We start from the raw sequence: 16,895 nt of genomic DNA on the forward strand, positions 1-16,895 counted from the left end.
TCATTTATCTCACCAATCCAAACTTAGAATAATTCTGCTGGCATTGCCATAGTACTGGCATCACCCGCACGCACTTGCGCTAAATGATAATCGGCCTTAGGCAATAACTTATCAAAATAGAATTTAGCTAGGTAAGCTTTTTGCTCGGCAAAGTTTTTATCCTCTGCACTAGGGACCTTATCCAACATGGCTAGCCAATAAAAACCATATAAGCTGTAACCAAAGGCATCTAAAAAGTCGACTGCACAAGCATTGATTAACGCAGGTTGAGTCAGTTTTTGCTCATTGATCGATTCGGCCACATGGACTAAAGCATCTAAACGAGCACAAACGGCGGCAACTTTTACACCGTCGACCTGTGTAAATTCACGCATTTGTGCTTTTAATTCGGCCACAAACTCTTTTAGCGTCGCTAAGTTGTCGCCAGTGACTTTTCGACCAAGGAAGTCAATGGCTTGAATACCATTTGTACCTTCATAGATTTGCGCAATGCGGGTATCACGTACCAATTGCTCAATGCCTGTTTCACGAATATAACCATGTCCACCAAAGACTTGCTGCGCCATGATAGTCGCGTCTAAACCACGGTCAGTTAAAAACGCTTTAGCAACGGGTGTTAATAAACCCACGTAGCGGGCAGCTTTAGCTTTAACCTCATCTTGAGCATATTTCGCCAAATCGAGCTGTTTGCCGGTAAATATGGATAAGGCACGTCCCGCTTCTGTCATCGCGCGGATTGTCAGTAGCATACGGCGCACATCGCCATGGACGATAATAGGATCAGAATCGCTTCCCGTGGGTGAGCCACCGGCAGCAACGCCTTGATTGCGCTCTTTAGCATAATAGGCGGCCATTTGATATGCGGCTTGTGCGCTGCCAAGCCCTTGAATACCAATAGCTAAACGTTCGTAGTTCATCATGGTGAACATACAAACCAAGCCACGATTAGGCTGGCCAATCAGATAGCCCTTTGCTTCATCAAAATTCATCACGCAGGTTGCTGAGCCTTTAAGGCCCATTTTGTGCTCGATTGACCCCACGCTAACACCATTAGCCTCACCTAAGCTGCCATCATCATTAACCGTGATTTTGGGTACGAGGAACAGTGAAATACCTTTGCTTTCTGGTAATTTTGCCAGCACTAAGTGAATGACGTTTTCAGTTAGATCGTGATCGCCACCAGTAATAAAAATTTTGCTGCCACTGATCGCATAACTGCCGTCCTCCAATGGAATAGCGCGAGTGCGAATATTACGCAGATCAGAGCCAGCTTGTGGCTCTGTCATATCCATCGCTCCAGCCCATTCACCAGAATATAACTTGGGTAAATAAGCTTGTTTTAATGCTTCGCTACCGTGGGCATTGATACACAAAGCTGCCCCCGCGGTTAATGAGCCATAAAGCGTAAACGCGTTGCAGGCACTGTAGGCCATTTCATCCACTAATACACCAAGCATTTTGGGCATGCCCATACCACCAAACTCAGGCTCACCACATAGGCCTACCCAACCACCTTCAGAATATTGCTTATATACGGCTTTATACCCCTCAGGGGTAATCACACCATTATCTTGGTGTAAAACGCCTTGCTCATCACCAGCACGGTTTAGCGGATGGATTAATTCAGCACTGATTTTTGCCGCTTCTTCAAGGATTGCATTGGCCGTATCCATATCAACCATTTCTGCAATCTCAGGTAATTGTGACCACGTATTTGGGGCATCAAAAACCTGTTCCAGTAAGAAACGCATATCTGCTAACGGGGCTTGGTAAGGATTCATTGGGAGACTCTTAAACGTAGGATTTAAACAGTTGTTTTAATTTATACCAGTTCTATACAGAAAACAATCTCATTACAAATTCACTTTGATGCTAAGCACTAATCTACGCAACATAACAGAGTGAAGAACGGGCAATAAAAAACCCTTAAGTGACCTTAAGGGTTATAGTGTAGCGAGAAGTAAACTTGGTTGTCGTCGGCTTAGCTCACGATTAACGTATTGATTACCACATTAAATCGTCAGGGATCGCATAATCAGCATAAGGGTCATCTTCGACTTCTACGGCCTTACCCGCATCCTGTTGCCACAAATAGCCGCACCATTGTGGCACCAATAGATTCACACGTTCGGCAAGCTTGTGGGGGACGAGGTAGCTCTTATCTTCGTATCGAACAATCCCTAATTGGCCTTTAAGCAATTCGGATTGAATTTTCTCATCGATATAGACAGAGTAAATTTTATTGTCGAGCGTATAGTTGAATTTGATCTCGGCATGACTTGGGATCTTGATAGCAAATTGCGTGAATTCACTCACTAATCCTCGCACTTGTCCTCGGGCCGTTGCCTCTGCAAAGCGTTGTTCATTGAGGGCTTTGTCTTTTTCAGCTTGTAAGCGTTTTTGCTCGGCAATCTCAAGTTTTAACGCGCTTGAGCCATCGTCAACCCGCGCCTTTTTATCGCGACGCTTTTGCGTTTTTACATCACGCACTTTTTGTTTACTGGCAAGTCCAGCTTTCAGTAGCTGCTCTTGTAATGCATTCGCCATGGATTTTCACCCGATTTTCTATTAAATAAATGAGTTATAACTATTTAGTTACTGCCCTTTGCTGCTAATTCACCTAAGGCAGTCATCGCGATACTGGCACCGCCCAGTGACCAACCTCCATCGACGGGAAGTACAACACCCGTGATATAGGATGCCAGCTCAGAGCCTAAAAATAACGCTGCGTTGGCAATATCTTGCCCTTCCCCATTACGTTTTAACGGTACCGATTGTGCCACTTGTTGCTGTAGTGCAGCGCTCGGCGCTAAACGATTAAAGCCTTCGGTGCCTGTAATCGGGCCTGGAATAATGGAGTTAATTCGAATGCCTTCACAGCCCCATTCAATAGCTAAGGTTCGCGTCAGCATGTCAACCCCCGCTTTTGCCGCACAAACATGGGCCTGCATTGGCATCGCAATCGATGCCTGTGGCGCAGAAATTTGAATAATATTCCCCTGTGGGCGACGCAGTAAAGGATAAGCTGTTTTCAGTACTTGGAAACTGCCCAATAAATCAATATCCATGACAGCTTTAAAACCATTCGCCGAAAGCTTAGCGGCAGTTGCTGGAAAATTGCCCGCAGCGCCGCTCACCAATACATCAATAAAACCAAATTCTGAGGCGATGGTTTCAAAGCCCTGTTCTACTGCGGCTAAATCCCTGACATCAAAACTCACCCCAAGATGGATCCCATCTGGATTCGCCTGTTTGAGCTGTAACACCGCAGCATCGACTTTATCTTGGCTGCGACTCGCCACCGCCACATTGGCTCCCGCATGGGCAAACACAATGGCAATTGCGAGGTTTATGCCACTGGTACCACCGACAACGACTACATTCTTCCCCTGATAATTAAACATCGTAGTATTGAGCATGGACGTTCTCCGTGAACGGTTAAAGTTTGTCGCGAATACGAACCTTAACAGCTAAATAGTGTGCTGTTCAGTATACTAAAGCAAAGATTGGTGAATCGCCTGCAGCGCAGCCAGAGGATCTGTCGCCTTAGTGATCGGACGACCAATCACTAAATAATCAGAACCGGCAGCAAGCGCCTCAGGCGGCGTCATCACACGGTGTTGGTCGCCAACCTCACTACCCACAGGGCGAATGCCGGGTGTAATAAGTTTAAAGTCTTGACCTAATAAAGACTTAAGCACGCTCGCTTCTTGGGCTGAACAGACAACACCATCAAGTCCGGCTTGTTTAGTCAATTTAGCTAAACGCTGAACATGCTCAAATGCTGGCACATCAATGCCGACGAGCTTCAGATCGTCATCGCTCATAGAGGTTAATACCGTCACAGCAATCAGCATTGGCGCCTCTTTACCGTAAGGCAGCAAAGCTTTTCTCGCCGCTTCCATCATCGCTAAGCCGCCACTGGCATGGACATTCGTCATCCACACACCAAGTTCCGCTGCAGCAGCAACCGCTTTCGCAACCGTATTAGGGATATCGTGAAATTTTAAGTCGAGGAAAAGATCGAAGCCACGGTCATGGATATCTTTAACCAATTGCGGGCCGAACAGGGTAAACATTTCTTTGCCAACTTTCAGGCGACACATGTTGGGATCGAGTTGATCTATCAATTGTAAAGCGTGGTTTTTATTATCGTAATCAAGCGCTACGAGGATAGGTTTAGTCGTCATCATCTCTCCAACAGGGTTACACTAACTAGATATTTAAAGAAGTTATTCACCGTCCAAGCCTCTGATCCGTTTAATGGTGCCCCACTTTTTGCAAGAAGGACAATGCCAATATAGTGTATGGGATGGGAAACCACATTCTTTACAGCGGTAGCTTGGCCGGAATTTAATTTGTTGTTCAACAAGTTGCTCAAGCATTGTCAAACTTTGTTTAGCTTGCCCTTCTTCTGCTTGGCGTAGATGCATTTGCATTAAGTGCTGAAAACCCTTCATGGTCGGATGGCGATAAAGCGCATCGAGCACCATGTTTTCAGCAGCTTTAATCTCATCAAGGCTTATCATATGTTGGGCAAGCGCCACCACTACGGATGCGCCAGCACCTTCAGCCATAGCGCCAGCTAATAACTCTTGATAGCCCTCTTTATCTTGAGTATCGCGATATACTTCTTTAGCCGTCGGCAGTGCATCAGCAAAAAGCTCAATATCGGCCTTTTTTAATGCTATCAGCATGGATTTACACTGACTGTAATCCTTCGCATCGAGAAATTTCTTGGCAAGAGTCAATAAGGCTCGGCCACATTTGGGATCTTGTTTTAAGGCTTGTTGCAGTAGCTTGACCTTCTCAGCATCATCACTGGTTTCATCGGCAAGTTGGCAATAAAAATGGGCAGTTATCGGTTTGAGTACGAGTTGACGTTTACGGCTTAAACGTTTGGTGATATCGATGGCTTTTTGCCATTCCTTTATCACTTGGTAAATCGCAATCAGCTGAGTTTCAGACTCTTCGCTGTGGTCATCTTGACTCACCAAATTCAGAAAAATTTCTTCAGCACGGTCGTAAAATCCCGCGGCAAGATAGTCTTTGCCCAGCTCCATCATGGCGATATCGCGCTGCTCATTGGTGAGCGTAGGACGGGCAATTAAGTTTTGATGGATACGAATCGAGCGGTCAACCTCTCCACGCTTACGGAATAAGGAACCGAGGGATAGATGGGTGTCGATGGTTTCATCGTCTACATCGAGCATACTGATGAACAAGTCGACCGCTTTGTCCGACTCGTTAGACAATAAGTAATTTAAGCCGGTGAAATAATCACGACTTAATTGTTTACGCTGATTGCTCTGATTTTGCCTTATGCTCCGCCGCCCCATATACCAACCGTAACCGGCAGCAATAGGAAGCAACAGGAAGAGGATCTCAAGCATATTAGGCGTCTACACCTTGAGGTTTTTTAGCAGTTTGAACCGTTAATTTCTTTTTCGTTGCCGCTAAAGCCAATTTAAGTTTAACAATATAATAGCTCGCTACCAACCAACTAAGCATAAAGCCTGCAAAGAAAACAATCGCTAACACAACGGGTAAACGGTACTCCCCTTGTGCCACAAAGTAGCTGATTGTCACGACTTGTTCATTACGTGCGCCAAAAATCAAAGCCACTATAAATAACAGTGCCACTAGGACTGTCGCTACAAAAGATTTCACGTCGCACTCCCTTAAACGCCTTTCAATTTTCTGATTATCCAAGAAATTTACTGAGCTGACCAGCTTTGCCTTACATTAGATATAAAAAAGCCCCCTTGCGGAGGCTTTTTGCAATGCGGTCAATTAAACATTGACAGCGTCAACGCGTTCGCGCAGTTCTTTGCCTGGCTTAAAGTGCGGGACGTATTTGCCTTCCAATTCGACGGATGAACCCGTCTTTGGATTGCGGCCAGTACGCGGCGCACGATAATGAAGCGAGAAACTACCAAAGCCACGGATCTCAATACGATCACCGCTTTCTAATGTTGATGCCATTTGCTCCAACATCTCTTTGATTGCGCCTTCTACCTCTTTCGCCGACAGCTGCGACTGCCTGGTGGCGAGTTTTTCGATCAGTTCGGATTTTGTCATCCTAGCTATCCCCTATTATCAAGCCAAACACAGTCACCTAATGGGGAGAAAATCTCCCCATACAACAGGCGATTATTTGCGAGCTGCTTTAAACGCTTCAGCCATTGCATTACTAATAACAGCGTCTTCTTGTTTATTCAAGGTCGCCATTACTTCTTTTTCTTCAGCTTCGTCTTTCGCTTTGATTGACAGGCTGATAGAACGGTTCTTACGGTCAACACCCATGAACTTAGCTTCGATTGCGTCACCTACTGAGTAAACAGTAGATGCATCTTCGATGCGCTCACGGCTGATGTCAGCTACACGGATGTAACCTTCAACAGTGTCAGCCAGTTCAACAGTCACACCTTTAGCATCAACAGCAGAAACAGTACCGTGTACGATAGTACCTTTCTTCTTGTCAGCTAAGTAAGCGTTGAATGGGTCGTCTTCAGTTTGTTTAACACCTAAGCTGATACGCTCACGCTCTGGGTCAACAGACAGAACCACTGCGTGGATTTCGTCGCCTTTCTTGTACTCAGATACTGCGTCTTCGCCAGTGCCGTTCCAAGAAATGTCAGACAAGTGAACTAAACCATCGATACCGCCGTCAAGACCGATGAAGATACCGAAGTCAGTGATTGACTTGATCTTACCAGAAACCTTGTCGCCTTTGTTGTAACGAGTTGCGAAGTCATCCCATGGGTTGGTCTTACATTGCTTCAGACCTAGAGAAATACGACGACGCTCTTCATCGATGTCCAGAACCAGAACTTCAACTTCATCACCTAAGTTAACCACTTTAGATGGGTGGATGTTCTTGTTAGTCCAATCCATTTCAGAAACGTGAACTAAACCTTCAACGCCTTCTTCGATTTCAACGAAACAACCGTAGTCAGTCAGGTTAGTTACGCGACCAGTTAACTTAGTGTTTTCTGGGTAGCGCTTGCTGATTTCTAACCATGGATCTTCGCCAAGTTGTTTCAGACCTAGAGACACACGAGTGCGCTCACGATCATACTTCAGTACTTTAACGTTGATTTCGTCACCAACGTTGACGATTTCAGATGGGTGCTTAACGCGTTTCCATGCCATATCAGTGATATGTAACAGACCGTCAACGCCACCTAAATCTACGAATGCACCGTAGTCAGTCAGGTTCTTAACGATACCTTTAACTGCTTGACCTTCTTGCAGGTTTTCTAACAGTGCATCACGCTCAGCGCTGCTTTCTGATTCGATAACTGCACGACGAGAAACAACAACGTTGTTACGCTTCTGGTCTAGTTTGATAACTTTGAATTCTAATTCTTTGTACTCTAAGTGAGCGGTGTCACGAACTGGGCGCACGTCAACTAGAGAACCTGGTAAGAAGGCACGGATACCGTTTAATTCAACAGTGAAACCGCCTTTCACTTTACCATTGATGATACCGATTACAGTTTCAGCATCTTCGTAAGCTTTTTCCAGAACGATCCAAGCTTCGTGACGTTTCGCTTTTTCCCGAGACAGTTGAGTCTCACCGAAGCCGTCTTCAACAGAGTCAAGAGCTACGTCAACTTCATCACCAACAGCGATTTCTAAAACACCTTGAGCGTTTTTGAATTGTTCAGCTGGGATTGGGCTTTCAGACTTCAGACCTGCATCAACCAGAACCATACCGTTTTCGATAGCAACTACAGTACCACGAACGATAGAGCCTGGACGGAATTCCAGAGTTTGAAGGGATTGTTCAAATAGATCAGCAAAAGATTCAGTCATGTTTAAGTTACTTTAATGTAATAAACCACAGTCAATCCTAGACGTGGAGTCAGTCAAATTATCCGTATCATCCTTAATACGAATACCTACCCGAGCAATAATTTTAGTTAGTGCTGGATAATTTTTGCTTGATAAAGTTGAGCGCAAGCTCCAGTACTTCATCAATACCTTTATCGCTTGTATCGATAACGAGCGCATCCTCGGCTGGGACCAATGGTGCCACAGGACGATTTATATCGCGGTCATCACGTTCGATAATTTCAGCTAAAAGGCGCTCGATATTAACATCGAAGCCCTTGTCCTGCAACTGATTATAGCGTCTTTGAGCCCGCTCTTGTGCAGATGCCGTTAAATATAATTTAGCCGATGCTGTTGGGAAAACTACCGTCCCCATATCGCGGCCATCGGCGATCAATCCCGGTGCCGTTCTAAAGGCTCGTTGGCGACGCAATAAGGCTTCCCTAACACGGGGAAACGCCGCCACTTTAGAGGCAGCATTTGAACATTCTTGGGTACGTATCGCTGTGGTGACGTCTTCACCTTCTAAGATCACTTGAACGGGGTCTTTCTCATTGCCCGTTAAAAATTTCACATCGAGGTGTGAAGCTAGCAAGGTGATGGACTCTTCATTTTCCAATTCTACGTCGTGATGAATGGCAGCTAGTGCAAGTACTCGATAAATTGCACCACTATCAAGCAGTTGCCAACCTAGATGCTTAGCCAATAATTGGCTAATGGTCCCTTTACCAGCACCACTTGGGCCGTCGATTGTGACTACAGGAGCCCGTTCAGACATACATTCCTCCGCAAAAAATAATCATCATCCGTGAGTTCATAAGTAGAGCCCCGAAAATGAGCGCGCCGCATTGTACAATAATATACAAATAAAATCCGTGGATTTTTTATGAAGTTTAGAAGCCGCTCAAATGCGGCTTCTTTTGTTTGATATGGTCAGAAGTCAATCTGTTAGCTGAAAACGTTAGGCCTTCAGACTGGCAAATTGAGCAAAATAGTCAGGGAAGGTTTTCGAGGTGCAGTCAGGATCATTAATAGTGATCCCGCAATCGGCAAAGGCCAGCATGGAGAAGCACATGGCCATGCGGTGATCGTTATAAGTGTCAATCTCTGCGGTATTCAGCACAGCTGGCGGCGTGATTTGAATATAATCATGTCCCTCTTCGACTAACGCGCCGACTTTACGCAGCTCAGTTGCCATCGCCGCCAAACGGTCGGTCTCTTTAATGCGCCAGTTATAAATGTTACGAATGGTGGTCGTGCCCTTAGCAAACAAGGCGGCGGTAGCAATGGTCATCGCCGCATCGGGAATATGATTCATGTCTAAATCAACCGCAGTTAACGGCGCGCCACGGGCAATAATATAATCATCGCCCCACTCAATATCGGCACCCATTTTTTCCAGCACATCGGCAAATTTTACATCGCCCTGAATGCTTAAACGCCCCACTCCTGTGACTTTCACCTCACCACCTTTGATGGCACCTGCGGCTAAAAAGTACGATGCAGAGGATGCATCCCCTTCAACAAGTACTTTACCCGGTGATACATACTGCTGCCCAGAGAGGATCTCAAAGCGAGCGTAATGATGATTGATGACCTTAACCCCGAACTGCGCCATCAGCGCTAAGGTGATGTCGATATAAGGCTTAGAAACCAGTTCTCCCTTAACATGAATATTCACGCTACCTTTCGCAAGGGGCGCAACCATTAACAACGCCGTTAAGAATTGGCTAGACAGATCGCCGGCAATTTCCACATCGCCACCATTAAGACCTGTCGCATTAATGGTTAGAGGCGGGAAACCGTCATTTTTTAAATACACAACATTGGCACCAAGTTGCCTTAAGGCATCGACTAAGTCACCGATAGGACGCTCTTCCATGCGCGGCTCGCCGGTTAAGGTAAATTCGCCTCGCCCCAAGGTCAGCGCAGCACACAATGGCCGCATTGCCGTGCCCGCATTGCCTAAAAACAGCGTTTGCGCGCTGTCTGCCGAAATCGTCCCACCTAACCCTATGAGTTCACAGACAGTGTTGTTTTGCGATAGACGGTATTCAACCCCTAACTGCTTTAAAGACGCCAACATGTGGCGAATATCATCGGAGTCGAGCAGATTGGTGAGCGTGGTGGTACCTTTGGCTAAGGTCGCCAATAATAAAGCGCGGTTAGAAATACTTTTTGAGCCGGGAATATTGATCTCACCGCGGACTTGCACAACAGGTTCAAGACGTAATTGCTTCATGAATAAATCTTCTTTCTCTTTGGGCGTGATTGATGTCATCACGCGAACTGAATAGGCTAATGGCAACTTCACGCTACAGGACGTCAAGTTTACGTTACTAATAAAAGGAGATTGGGGACCTTGTTGGTGCTTCGTCGTTATAAAATTACCGATAGTGACGCAGGATTCAACCGTTTTTTACTAAAAAATGGCTTTTGAAACCGGAAATTTACTCAAGTCAGCCTAAAAATAACAAAAATACTAAATATAATGGGTGAAATTGTGATCTAAACGCTTTTTCGGCAGGCTTTTTTGCCAGACTAATTGGTCTCTAAACACCATTTTTACTTTAAAGTTTTCATCTATTCACGTTATCCTAGGTTTCAATCGATAAATCACGCACATCCTATGTGATTCATGCTGTCGCTTAATAACTAGAAAGGTAGATGGAGCTATGTTTAACTCACTCATCGCAATGCCTGCGGATCCGATCCTCGGCTTGTTGACCCAGTACCGCGAAGACACACATCCACAGAAAGTAGACTTAGGTGTTGGCGTTTATAAAGATCCCGCGGGAAACACCCCCATTCTCAATTGTGTAAAAAAAGCCGAGAAATTTCGTTTAGAAACCGAGACGACAAAGGTCTATATCGGTCCAACTGGTTCGCCTCAATTTAATACCCTGATGACAGAATTAGCCTTTGGCAGTGATCATAGCGCGATTATCGCTAACCGTATTCGTACTGTTTCCACACCTGGCGGTACGGGCGCTCTGCGTGTTGCGGGTGACTTTATTAAGCGTTGCAATCCTAATGCGGTATTGTGGGTAAGCGATCCCACATGGGCTAACCATACCGGTTTATTCGAAGCTGCTGGGATCACAGTTAAAACTTATCCCTATTATGACTACGATAGTAAATCGTTGAAATTTGACGAGATGCTTGCTGCATTATCGCAAGTAAGTCCTGATGACGTAGTGTTATTACACGCCTGCTGCCATAACCCAAGTGGGATGGATTTGACCACTGAACAATGGGATAAAGTCGTTGCACTGACCAAAGAGCAAGGTTTTACCCCACTTATCGACATGGCCTACCAAGGTTTTGGCGATGGAGTGGATATTGATGCCTACGGCGTGCGTAAAATGGCCGCCGCGGTTGATAATATGATCCTGTGTAGCTCTTGCTCGAAAAACTTCGGTCTGTACCGTGAGCGTATCGGTTCCTGCTCTGTGGTTGCAAAGGATGCGAACACGGCAAACATTGCGCAATCTGTACTGCTTTATGTGGTTCGCTGCCTCTACTCTATGCCGCCAGCCCACGGCGCGGCGATTGTTGAGACGATTTTAGGATCAAAAGAATTAACCCAAGAATGGCTTGATGAGCTCAAAGTGATGCGCGACCGTATCAACGGTAGCCGCGCGATTTTAGTTGAAAAACTCAAAGCCAATGGCGTTGAGCGCGACTTTAGCTTTATCACTCGCCAAAAAGGCATGTTCTCCTTCCTTGGAGTTAATCCTGAGCAAGTGGCGCGTCTACAGAAAGAATTTAGCATTTATATGGTGGGGTCAAGCCGCATTAGCATTGCAGGCATAAGCGAAGACAATGTGGATTACTTAGCTAAGTCGATTGCAAAAGTGCTTTAAATACACGCTTTAAATACAAGTGCTTTAAATACACGCGATTTAGTACTTTTTAACCATCTAGTTACTCTGCTGTATTCTCTATCTAGGATGCAGCAGAGTTATCTATCGCTTGTAAATATTACACTCAAGTTCTATTTAGTTTGGATTGACGAGTCTTCCTTTTCGTTTCTCCCCAAAAAACCTCATAAGCCACGCCATCGTCACCCTTTAAGCATTTATTTTCAATCGTAAAACCCTATTTGAATGATGTTGACTCCACGGTCTTATCACAATAAACCGCACGTTGTGATCTCAATCGGCGGATTTCCATTTTATAAATCTGGGCTACGGCTATTTTCACTTTTTAAAGCCAGAGCCACTGAGTAAATTAATCGTCATTATTAAGCTTGTGGATATTCCGCCATGTTATTACAAGATAAATTAATGCAAATTGTCACTAAGTCGCAGCTTTCACCTAAGCAAAAATCTAACTATTTAGCGTTGGAGGCTGAGGCAAGTTTGCCCTATCTGCCAATATCGACTGAGGTAAAAGCAGCGATGAATGGTGGCGTTATCTGCGATATGTTTGAAGGCCATACACCGTTCAAACCGCGCTATGTATTGCCAGATTATGCCCGCTATCTTGAGCAAGGCTCTGAATATTTAGAGCTTGTTCCTGCGCAGAATTTAGACGAAGCCCTCAATGCCTTAACGATTCTGTATCACCATGTGCCATCGGTGACCAATATCCCCGTGTATTTAGGTCAGTTGGACGACATTTTGATGCCTTTCGTGGAAGGAATGGACGCGGATGTCCTTTATCGTAAACTAAAGCTGTTCTGGATCATGCTCGACAGAACCCTGCCCGACGCCTTTATGCACGTCAATATTGGCCCAACAGACAATATTGTTTGCCGAACCCTACTGCGCATCGATGCCGAACTCAAACAAGTTGCCCCCAATTTGACCTTTATGTATGACCCCGCCGTCACACCGGATGAATTATTGCAAATTGCGGCAACCAATATTTGTCAGTGTAGTAAACCGCATATCGCCAATTATCCACTGCATGCCAGTGCATTTGACAAGCGCGGCTTTGGTATTGTGAGTTGCTACAATGCATTACCCTTAGCAGGCGGCGCTAATACCTTGGTTAGACTCAATCTGAAAGAAGTGGCATTGAAGGCAACGTCAATCAATGACTTTTTTGAGCGTGTCTTGCCCTATTACTGCTCACTCACCTTCGAACTTATCGAGGCGCGTTCGGCCTTTTTACATCAAGAGTCGCACTTCTTTGATAGCTTTTTAGTTAAAGAACAATTGATTGATGAATCGCGCTTTGCCCCCATGTTTGGTATTTACGGTATGGCTGAAGCGGTGAATATTCTGCAAACTCAGATGACAAATGAGACAGACACATCATCTCAATCAAACAAACCCACAGGCTATGGTCATAGCATGGATGCGAACCAACTTGGCTACCGTATTTCTGCCGCCCTCGATAGCATAGTAAAATCCACGCCCGTCACCTATGGCTACCATGGACGAGCGCTGCTGCATTCACAGGGCGGTATCAGTCTCGATAAAGACGTGACGCCCGGCGTGCGTATTCCCTATGGTACGGAACCCAATCCCATCGCCCATATTCAAGCCCTCGCGCAGCATCACCAGTATTATACGGCGGGGATCAGCGATATTTTGACCATAGATGAAACCGTCAAATCCAATCCTCAAGCTATGTTCCAGCTGTGTAAAGCGGCACTGGAGTTAGGCTTTAGGGAATTTACCGCCAATGTGGCCTCTAACGATTTAATGCGTGTCACTGGCTATATGGTAAAACGCTCAGATATTGAAGCATTTAAACAATGCGGTTCGCGGCTTAATACCACGGGGTTAGGGGCTGAAGCAGCACAAAATACCGGCATATTACAACGCCAAGCACGCGTAATTGCCCATGAGCATTCTCCCTGTGTCGTTAACTAAACCGGCCATAAATAAGCAGGCAATAGTTAGTCAGCTATTGCCGTTTTCCTGCGTCGACGGGCCTGGCAGTAGGCTCGTATTATTCCTGCAGGGCTGCAACTATCAATGTAAAAACTGCCATAACCCACATACCATAGGCTTATGCGATGGCTGTGGCGATTGCATCGCCACCTGCCCTGACAAGGCGCTGACATTGATAAAGGCTAACAATAAGCATCAAATCCATTGGGACAAAGATCGTTGTAGCCAGTGCGATACTTGTCTTGCTGTGTGTCCACAACAAGCCAATCCTAAAGTCACCCGATACACTGTTGAAGAGAGCTTGGCGATTATTCACCATCAGCGTCACTTTATTAATGGCATTACGGTGAGCGGTGGTGAAGCAAGTCTACAACTGCCATTTATTATTGAATTATTTAAAGCAATTAAGGCCTCACCGCAGTTATCACAGTTAACCTGTATGCTCGATACCAATGGCAGTTTGAGCCTCACAGGCTGGCATAAACTGCTGCCGTTTTTAGACGGCGCTATGGTGGATCTTAAAGCGTGGCAAAGAGAAACCCATAGATACATTACCGGGCGAGATAACCATGCTGTGTTCAAATCGATTGAACTCTTAGCGCAGCAGCAAAAACTGTATGAAGTAAGATTGCTGCATATTCCGGGTATTACGGATTTTGAGCAGGAAATAGACGCGCTATCTTGCTATTTACTGACACTTGGTGCCGATATCCGGGTGAAATTAAACGCCTTTCACCACCATGGCGTGGTTGATGAGGCATTAACTTGGTCTAGTTGCACACAGACTGATATTGAAGCCTTAGCGGCCTCCCTTGCCCAGCGAGGTTTAACAAATATCGTGTTACCATCCATCTACCTTTAACGGCTACAAAGCAGGATCTGCTCGTACAACCAACGTAGTGCGGGATCCTTCATACTTTGTTTATGCCAAACGAGGCTATAAGCCACTTTTCCATATTCGATGGGTAACGATTTGACGGTTAAACCTTTGGCTTGGCTGGCGATAGATGCCCAGCGGCGCGAGCAGGTAAACAGCAGCTCACTGTGGTGACACATTAACGCCGCGCTGCCAAAGTCTGGCACCGAAATAGGTACCGCACGTTTTTGAGATTGCTGAGCGAGTAAAATATCAAAATAAGGTGTACTCAGATCCGTATCTGTGATGCCTATATGGCTGAAGCTGAGATAATCATCAAAGCTGATATGCGATTGTTTGGCCAAGGGATGGGATGAGTTCATTAAGCAAATCATTTCATCGCTGAACAAGGTTTCCCACACGAGATCATCTTGCGAAGGATTAGGCTGACTCAAATCATGGGGTAACAGTACAAAATTTAACGAGCCATTAATGAGTCCATCAAAACCGATATTGTCTTTGCTGTAAATATCGAGATGAATATGGGGCGCCAAACCCAAAATATGGGCGCTGAGTTTGGCGGCCAGCAGCTCAAAAGTACTTTCGCGCATTGCCAGTGTAAACCGCCCCTCATAGTTTGTTGGGGTAAACGCATCTTGACTCATGATCTGATTCATATCATTGATCATTTGTTGCACGCTTGGGCCTAATCGTTTGGCTAAAGGCGTTGCAACCAGTGAGTTACCGTTACGGTAAAACAGTTCATCATTCAAACTGTCTCGAAGCTGGCTTAAGGTTTTACTGACAGATGAAGGGCTTAAGCATAAACGTTCGGCGCTAGCGGTAACGCTCAGAGTATCGAGCATCACATGCAAAGTGATTAAGTGCTTCATACTAATGCGCGAAAGCTTGGCTAAATCCATCAGTGGTTTCCTAGTAATTTATCTTATGTAAAAATCAAAATATCAACTTTTAATCATGATAAACAATAAGATAAAACTTACCCAATAGATTGCTAAGTATATTAGTCTGTTATGCGTGCCGGCTCACAGGCTTGCTCGGTACAAGTGCCATTGCCCCAAGCTTATCTGGGTTAACCAAATCCAGCCAACAAAAAAGCGAATGCATATGTGCATTCGCTTTTGCGTATAACAGCTTAAAACTTATGTGCCTTGGGCGAGCGCGGACTACATCTTGTGATGTTTCGCTGCAAACTCATTCATAAATGTCACCAGCGCGGCAACACCTTCCAGTGGCATTGCATTGTATAGGCTTGCACGCATACCACCGACGATTCGGTGCCCTTTTAAAGCCACTAAGCCAGCCGCTTCGGCCTCTTTTAAGAAGGCGCCATCGAGGGACTCATCCGCCAGTTGAAAGGTCACGTTCATTTGTGAGCGGTTCGCAGCCACCACACCATTTTTATAGAAAGGATTGGCGTCGATACAGGCATACAGCATTTGCGCTTTTTGCTGATTGATTTTCGCGATACTGGCTACACCACCTAAGGATTTGAGCCAAGCAAACACTTCCGCCGCTAAGTACCAAGCAAAGGTTGGAGGGGTGTTGAACATAGAGTCATGCTCTACCGCTAAACGGTAATCCATGATCGATGATTGGGTTAAACTCGGCAGTTTCAACATATCATCACGCACGATCACGATGGATAAGCCCGAAGGACCAATGTTCTTTTGTGCACCAGCATAGATTAAACCATAACGGCTGACATCAATTTCACGCGACATAATGGTTGACGATAAATCGGCGACAATCGGCCATGGACTGTCTAACTCATCAAAAATTTCGATACCATCAACTGTCTCATTTGGGCAGTAGTGCACATAACGGTAATCAGCATCAATTTTATGCAGTTCAGGCAATACTACCGCATTGAGTCCATTATGTTTTTCAACAATGTTAAGGCTGTCAATTTGTGCGTCGCCCGCCAGCTTTTTTGCTTCGGCTAATGCTGCAGAAGACCATTGACCACTGACTAAATACATTGCTCGGCCTTGGTTGCCTAAAAAATTATTCACAACGGCAGAGAACTGACCGCGACCACCGCCGTGCATAAACAGCACATGATAGTTTTGTGGAATGTGCATCAGCTCGCGTAAATCCGCCTCAGCTTGCTTGGTCAGCGCGATAAATTCCTTACCTCTGTGGCTGACTTCCATCACGGAGACACCTAGCCCATTCCAATCGAGTAATTCCTGTTGTGCTTTTTTCATTACCGCTGCGGGTAACATCGCAGGACCTGCACAGAAATTATAAATCGCGCTCACTGCCACTCTCCTTATTTACAAACCATGATATTAGAATTCATAAAATAAAACGTTGCCATGAAAAAA

At 45.5% G+C, this 16,895-nt stretch carries 15 protein-coding genes; 3 read left to right on the forward strand and 12 right to left on the reverse strand.

Translation table 11 applies throughout. The features are described from left to right. Nucleotides 1-23: 23 nt before the first annotated feature. From HG547_RS17230 to aroA, 10 genes are all read right to left on the reverse strand, one after another. The gene (locus HG547_RS17230; RefSeq protein ID WP_169548520.1) at nt 24-1,781 is read right to left on the reverse strand and encodes an acyl-CoA dehydrogenase family protein; all 1,758 of its coding nucleotides are present in this window, start codon (nt 1,779-1,781) and stop codon (nt 24-26) included. Between the two features lie 223 nt (nt 1,782-2,004). Continuing rightward, nucleotides 2,005-2,547 carry a DUF2058 domain-containing protein gene (locus tag HG547_RS17235; protein ID WP_037428086.1) on the reverse strand — a complete coding sequence of 181 codons (543 nt, stop codon included), beginning with the start codon at nt 2,545-2,547 and terminating at the stop codon, nt 2,005-2,007. 44 nt (nt 2,548-2,591) lie between these two features. Next, complete coding sequence (locus HG547_RS17240) at nt 2,592-3,419, reverse strand: SDR family oxidoreductase (RefSeq protein ID WP_169548521.1); 828 nt, start codon at nt 3,417-3,419, stop codon at nt 2,592-2,594. Between the two features lie 75 nt (nt 3,420-3,494). Then, a complete protein-coding gene (gene pyrF, locus HG547_RS17245; RefSeq protein ID WP_169548552.1) occupies nt 3,495-4,190 on the reverse strand; it encodes an orotidine-5'-phosphate decarboxylase in 696 nt (231 codons plus the stop codon). 42 nt (nt 4,191-4,232) lie between these two features. Next, complete coding sequence (gene lapB, locus HG547_RS17250; RefSeq protein WP_037418905.1) at nt 4,233-5,393, reverse strand: lipopolysaccharide assembly protein LapB; 1,161 nt, start codon at nt 5,391-5,393, stop codon at nt 4,233-4,235. A 1-nt stretch (nt 5,394) separates the two neighbouring features. Continuing rightward, nucleotides 5,395-5,670, reverse strand: coding sequence for a lipopolysaccharide assembly protein LapA domain-containing protein (locus tag HG547_RS17255; RefSeq protein ID WP_037418900.1), 276 nt, complete (start codon nt 5,668-5,670; stop codon nt 5,395-5,397). 123 nt (nt 5,671-5,793) lie between these two features. Next, on the reverse strand, nt 5,794-6,081 hold the full coding sequence (ihfB, locus tag HG547_RS17260; protein WP_037418898.1) for an integration host factor subunit beta: 288 nt from the start codon (nt 6,079-6,081) through the stop codon (nt 5,794-5,796). Between the two features lie 72 nt (nt 6,082-6,153). After that, entirely contained in the window at nt 6,154-7,821 is a 1,668-nt protein-coding gene (gene rpsA / locus HG547_RS17265; RefSeq protein ID WP_011072381.1) for a 30S ribosomal protein S1, read from the reverse strand. 103 nt (nt 7,822-7,924) lie between these two features. Further along, a complete protein-coding gene (gene cmk / locus HG547_RS17270) occupies nt 7,925-8,617 on the reverse strand; it encodes a (d)CMP kinase (RefSeq protein WP_169548522.1) in 693 nt (230 codons plus the stop codon). Nucleotides 8,618-8,800: 183 nt separating this feature from the next. Continuing rightward, nucleotides 8,801-10,081 carry a 3-phosphoshikimate 1-carboxyvinyltransferase gene (gene aroA / locus HG547_RS17275; RefSeq protein WP_169548523.1) on the reverse strand — a complete coding sequence of 427 codons (1,281 nt, stop codon included), beginning with the start codon at nt 10,079-10,081 and terminating at the stop codon, nt 8,801-8,803. A 433-nt stretch (nt 10,082-10,514) separates the two neighbouring features. Between aroA and HG547_RS17280 the strand changes: the two genes are divergently transcribed. From HG547_RS17280 to HG547_RS17290, 3 genes are all read left to right on the forward strand, one after another. Next, nucleotides 10,515-11,705 (forward strand): amino acid aminotransferase, encoded by a 1,191-nt coding sequence (locus HG547_RS17280; protein ID WP_169548524.1) that lies wholly within the window; start codon nt 10,515-10,517, stop codon nt 11,703-11,705. 402 nt (nt 11,706-12,107) lie between these two features. Beyond that, the gene (locus HG547_RS17285) at nt 12,108-13,667 is read left to right on the forward strand and encodes a YjjI family glycine radical enzyme (RefSeq protein ID WP_169548525.1); all 1,560 of its coding nucleotides are present in this window, start codon (nt 12,108-12,110) and stop codon (nt 13,665-13,667) included. Beyond that, nucleotides 13,639-14,550, forward strand: coding sequence for a YjjW family glycine radical enzyme activase (locus HG547_RS17290; protein ID WP_211164704.1), 912 nt, complete (start codon nt 13,639-13,641; stop codon nt 14,548-14,550). The genes HG547_RS17285 and HG547_RS17290 overlap by 29 nt, the downstream gene beginning before the upstream one ends. Here the strand turns inward: HG547_RS17290 and HG547_RS17295 are convergent. Together HG547_RS17295 and serC are read right to left on the reverse strand one after the other, a co-directional pair. After that, nucleotides 14,547-15,467 (reverse strand): LysR family transcriptional regulator, encoded by a 921-nt coding sequence (locus HG547_RS17295; RefSeq protein WP_169548526.1) that lies wholly within the window; start codon nt 15,465-15,467, stop codon nt 14,547-14,549. The two genes, HG547_RS17290 and HG547_RS17295, sit on opposite strands and share 4 nt — an antisense overlap. A gap of 264 nt (nt 15,468-15,731) precedes the next feature. After that, complete coding sequence (gene serC / locus HG547_RS17300) at nt 15,732-16,829, reverse strand: 3-phosphoserine/phosphohydroxythreonine transaminase (RefSeq protein WP_169548527.1); 1,098 nt, start codon at nt 16,827-16,829, stop codon at nt 15,732-15,734. Nucleotides 16,830-16,895: the final 66 nt, after the last annotated feature.

This window comes from Shewanella sp. DNRA4 (assembly GCF_012843185.1).
GTDB lineage: Bacteria > Pseudomonadota > Gammaproteobacteria > Enterobacterales > Shewanellaceae > Shewanella > Shewanella xiamenensis.

What these genes read in the sequence shown, in the direction of transcription:
- lapB (WP_037418905.1), bottom strand. Translation starts at nt 5,393, where the DNA reads ATGCTTGAGATCCTCTTCCTGTTGCTTCCTATTGCTGCCGGTTACGGT.
- aroA (WP_169548523.1), bottom strand. Translation starts at nt 10,081, where the DNA reads ATGAAGCAATTACGTCTTGAACCTGTTGTGCAAGTCCGCGGTGAGATC.
- cmk (WP_169548522.1), bottom strand. Translation starts at nt 8,617, where the DNA reads ATGTCTGAACGGGCTCCTGTAGTCACAATCGACGGCCCAAGTGGTGCT.
- HG547_RS17285 (WP_169548525.1), top strand. Translation starts at nt 12,108, where the DNA reads ATGTTATTACAAGATAAATTAATGCAAATTGTCACTAAGTCGCAGCTT.
- HG547_RS17280 (WP_169548524.1), top strand. Translation starts at nt 10,515, where the DNA reads ATGTTTAACTCACTCATCGCAATGCCTGCGGATCCGATCCTCGGCTTG.
- HG547_RS17295 (WP_169548526.1), bottom strand. Translation starts at nt 15,467, where the DNA reads ATGGATTTAGCCAAGCTTTCGCGCATTAGTATGAAGCACTTAATCACT.
- rpsA (WP_011072381.1), bottom strand. Translation starts at nt 7,821, where the DNA reads ATGACTGAATCTTTTGCTGATCTATTTGAACAATCCCTTCAAACTCTG.
- HG547_RS17290 (WP_211164704.1), top strand. Translation starts at nt 13,639, where the DNA reads ATGAGCATTCTCCCTGTGTCGTTAACTAAACCGGCCATAAATAAGCAG.
- pyrF (WP_169548552.1), bottom strand. Translation starts at nt 4,190, where the DNA reads ATGACGACTAAACCTATCCTCGTAGCGCTTGATTACGATAATAAAAAC.
- HG547_RS17235 (WP_037428086.1), bottom strand. Translation starts at nt 2,547, where the DNA reads ATGGCGAATGCATTACAAGAGCAGCTACTGAAAGCTGGACTTGCCAGT.
- HG547_RS17230 (WP_169548520.1), bottom strand. Translation starts at nt 1,781, where the DNA reads ATGAATCCTTACCAAGCCCCGTTAGCAGATATGCGTTTCTTACTGGAA.
- ihfB (WP_037418898.1), bottom strand. Translation starts at nt 6,081, where the DNA reads ATGACAAAATCCGAACTGATCGAAAAACTCGCCACCAGGCAGTCGCAG.
- HG547_RS17240 (WP_169548521.1), bottom strand. Translation starts at nt 3,419, where the DNA reads ATGCTCAATACTACGATGTTTAATTATCAGGGGAAGAATGTAGTCGTT.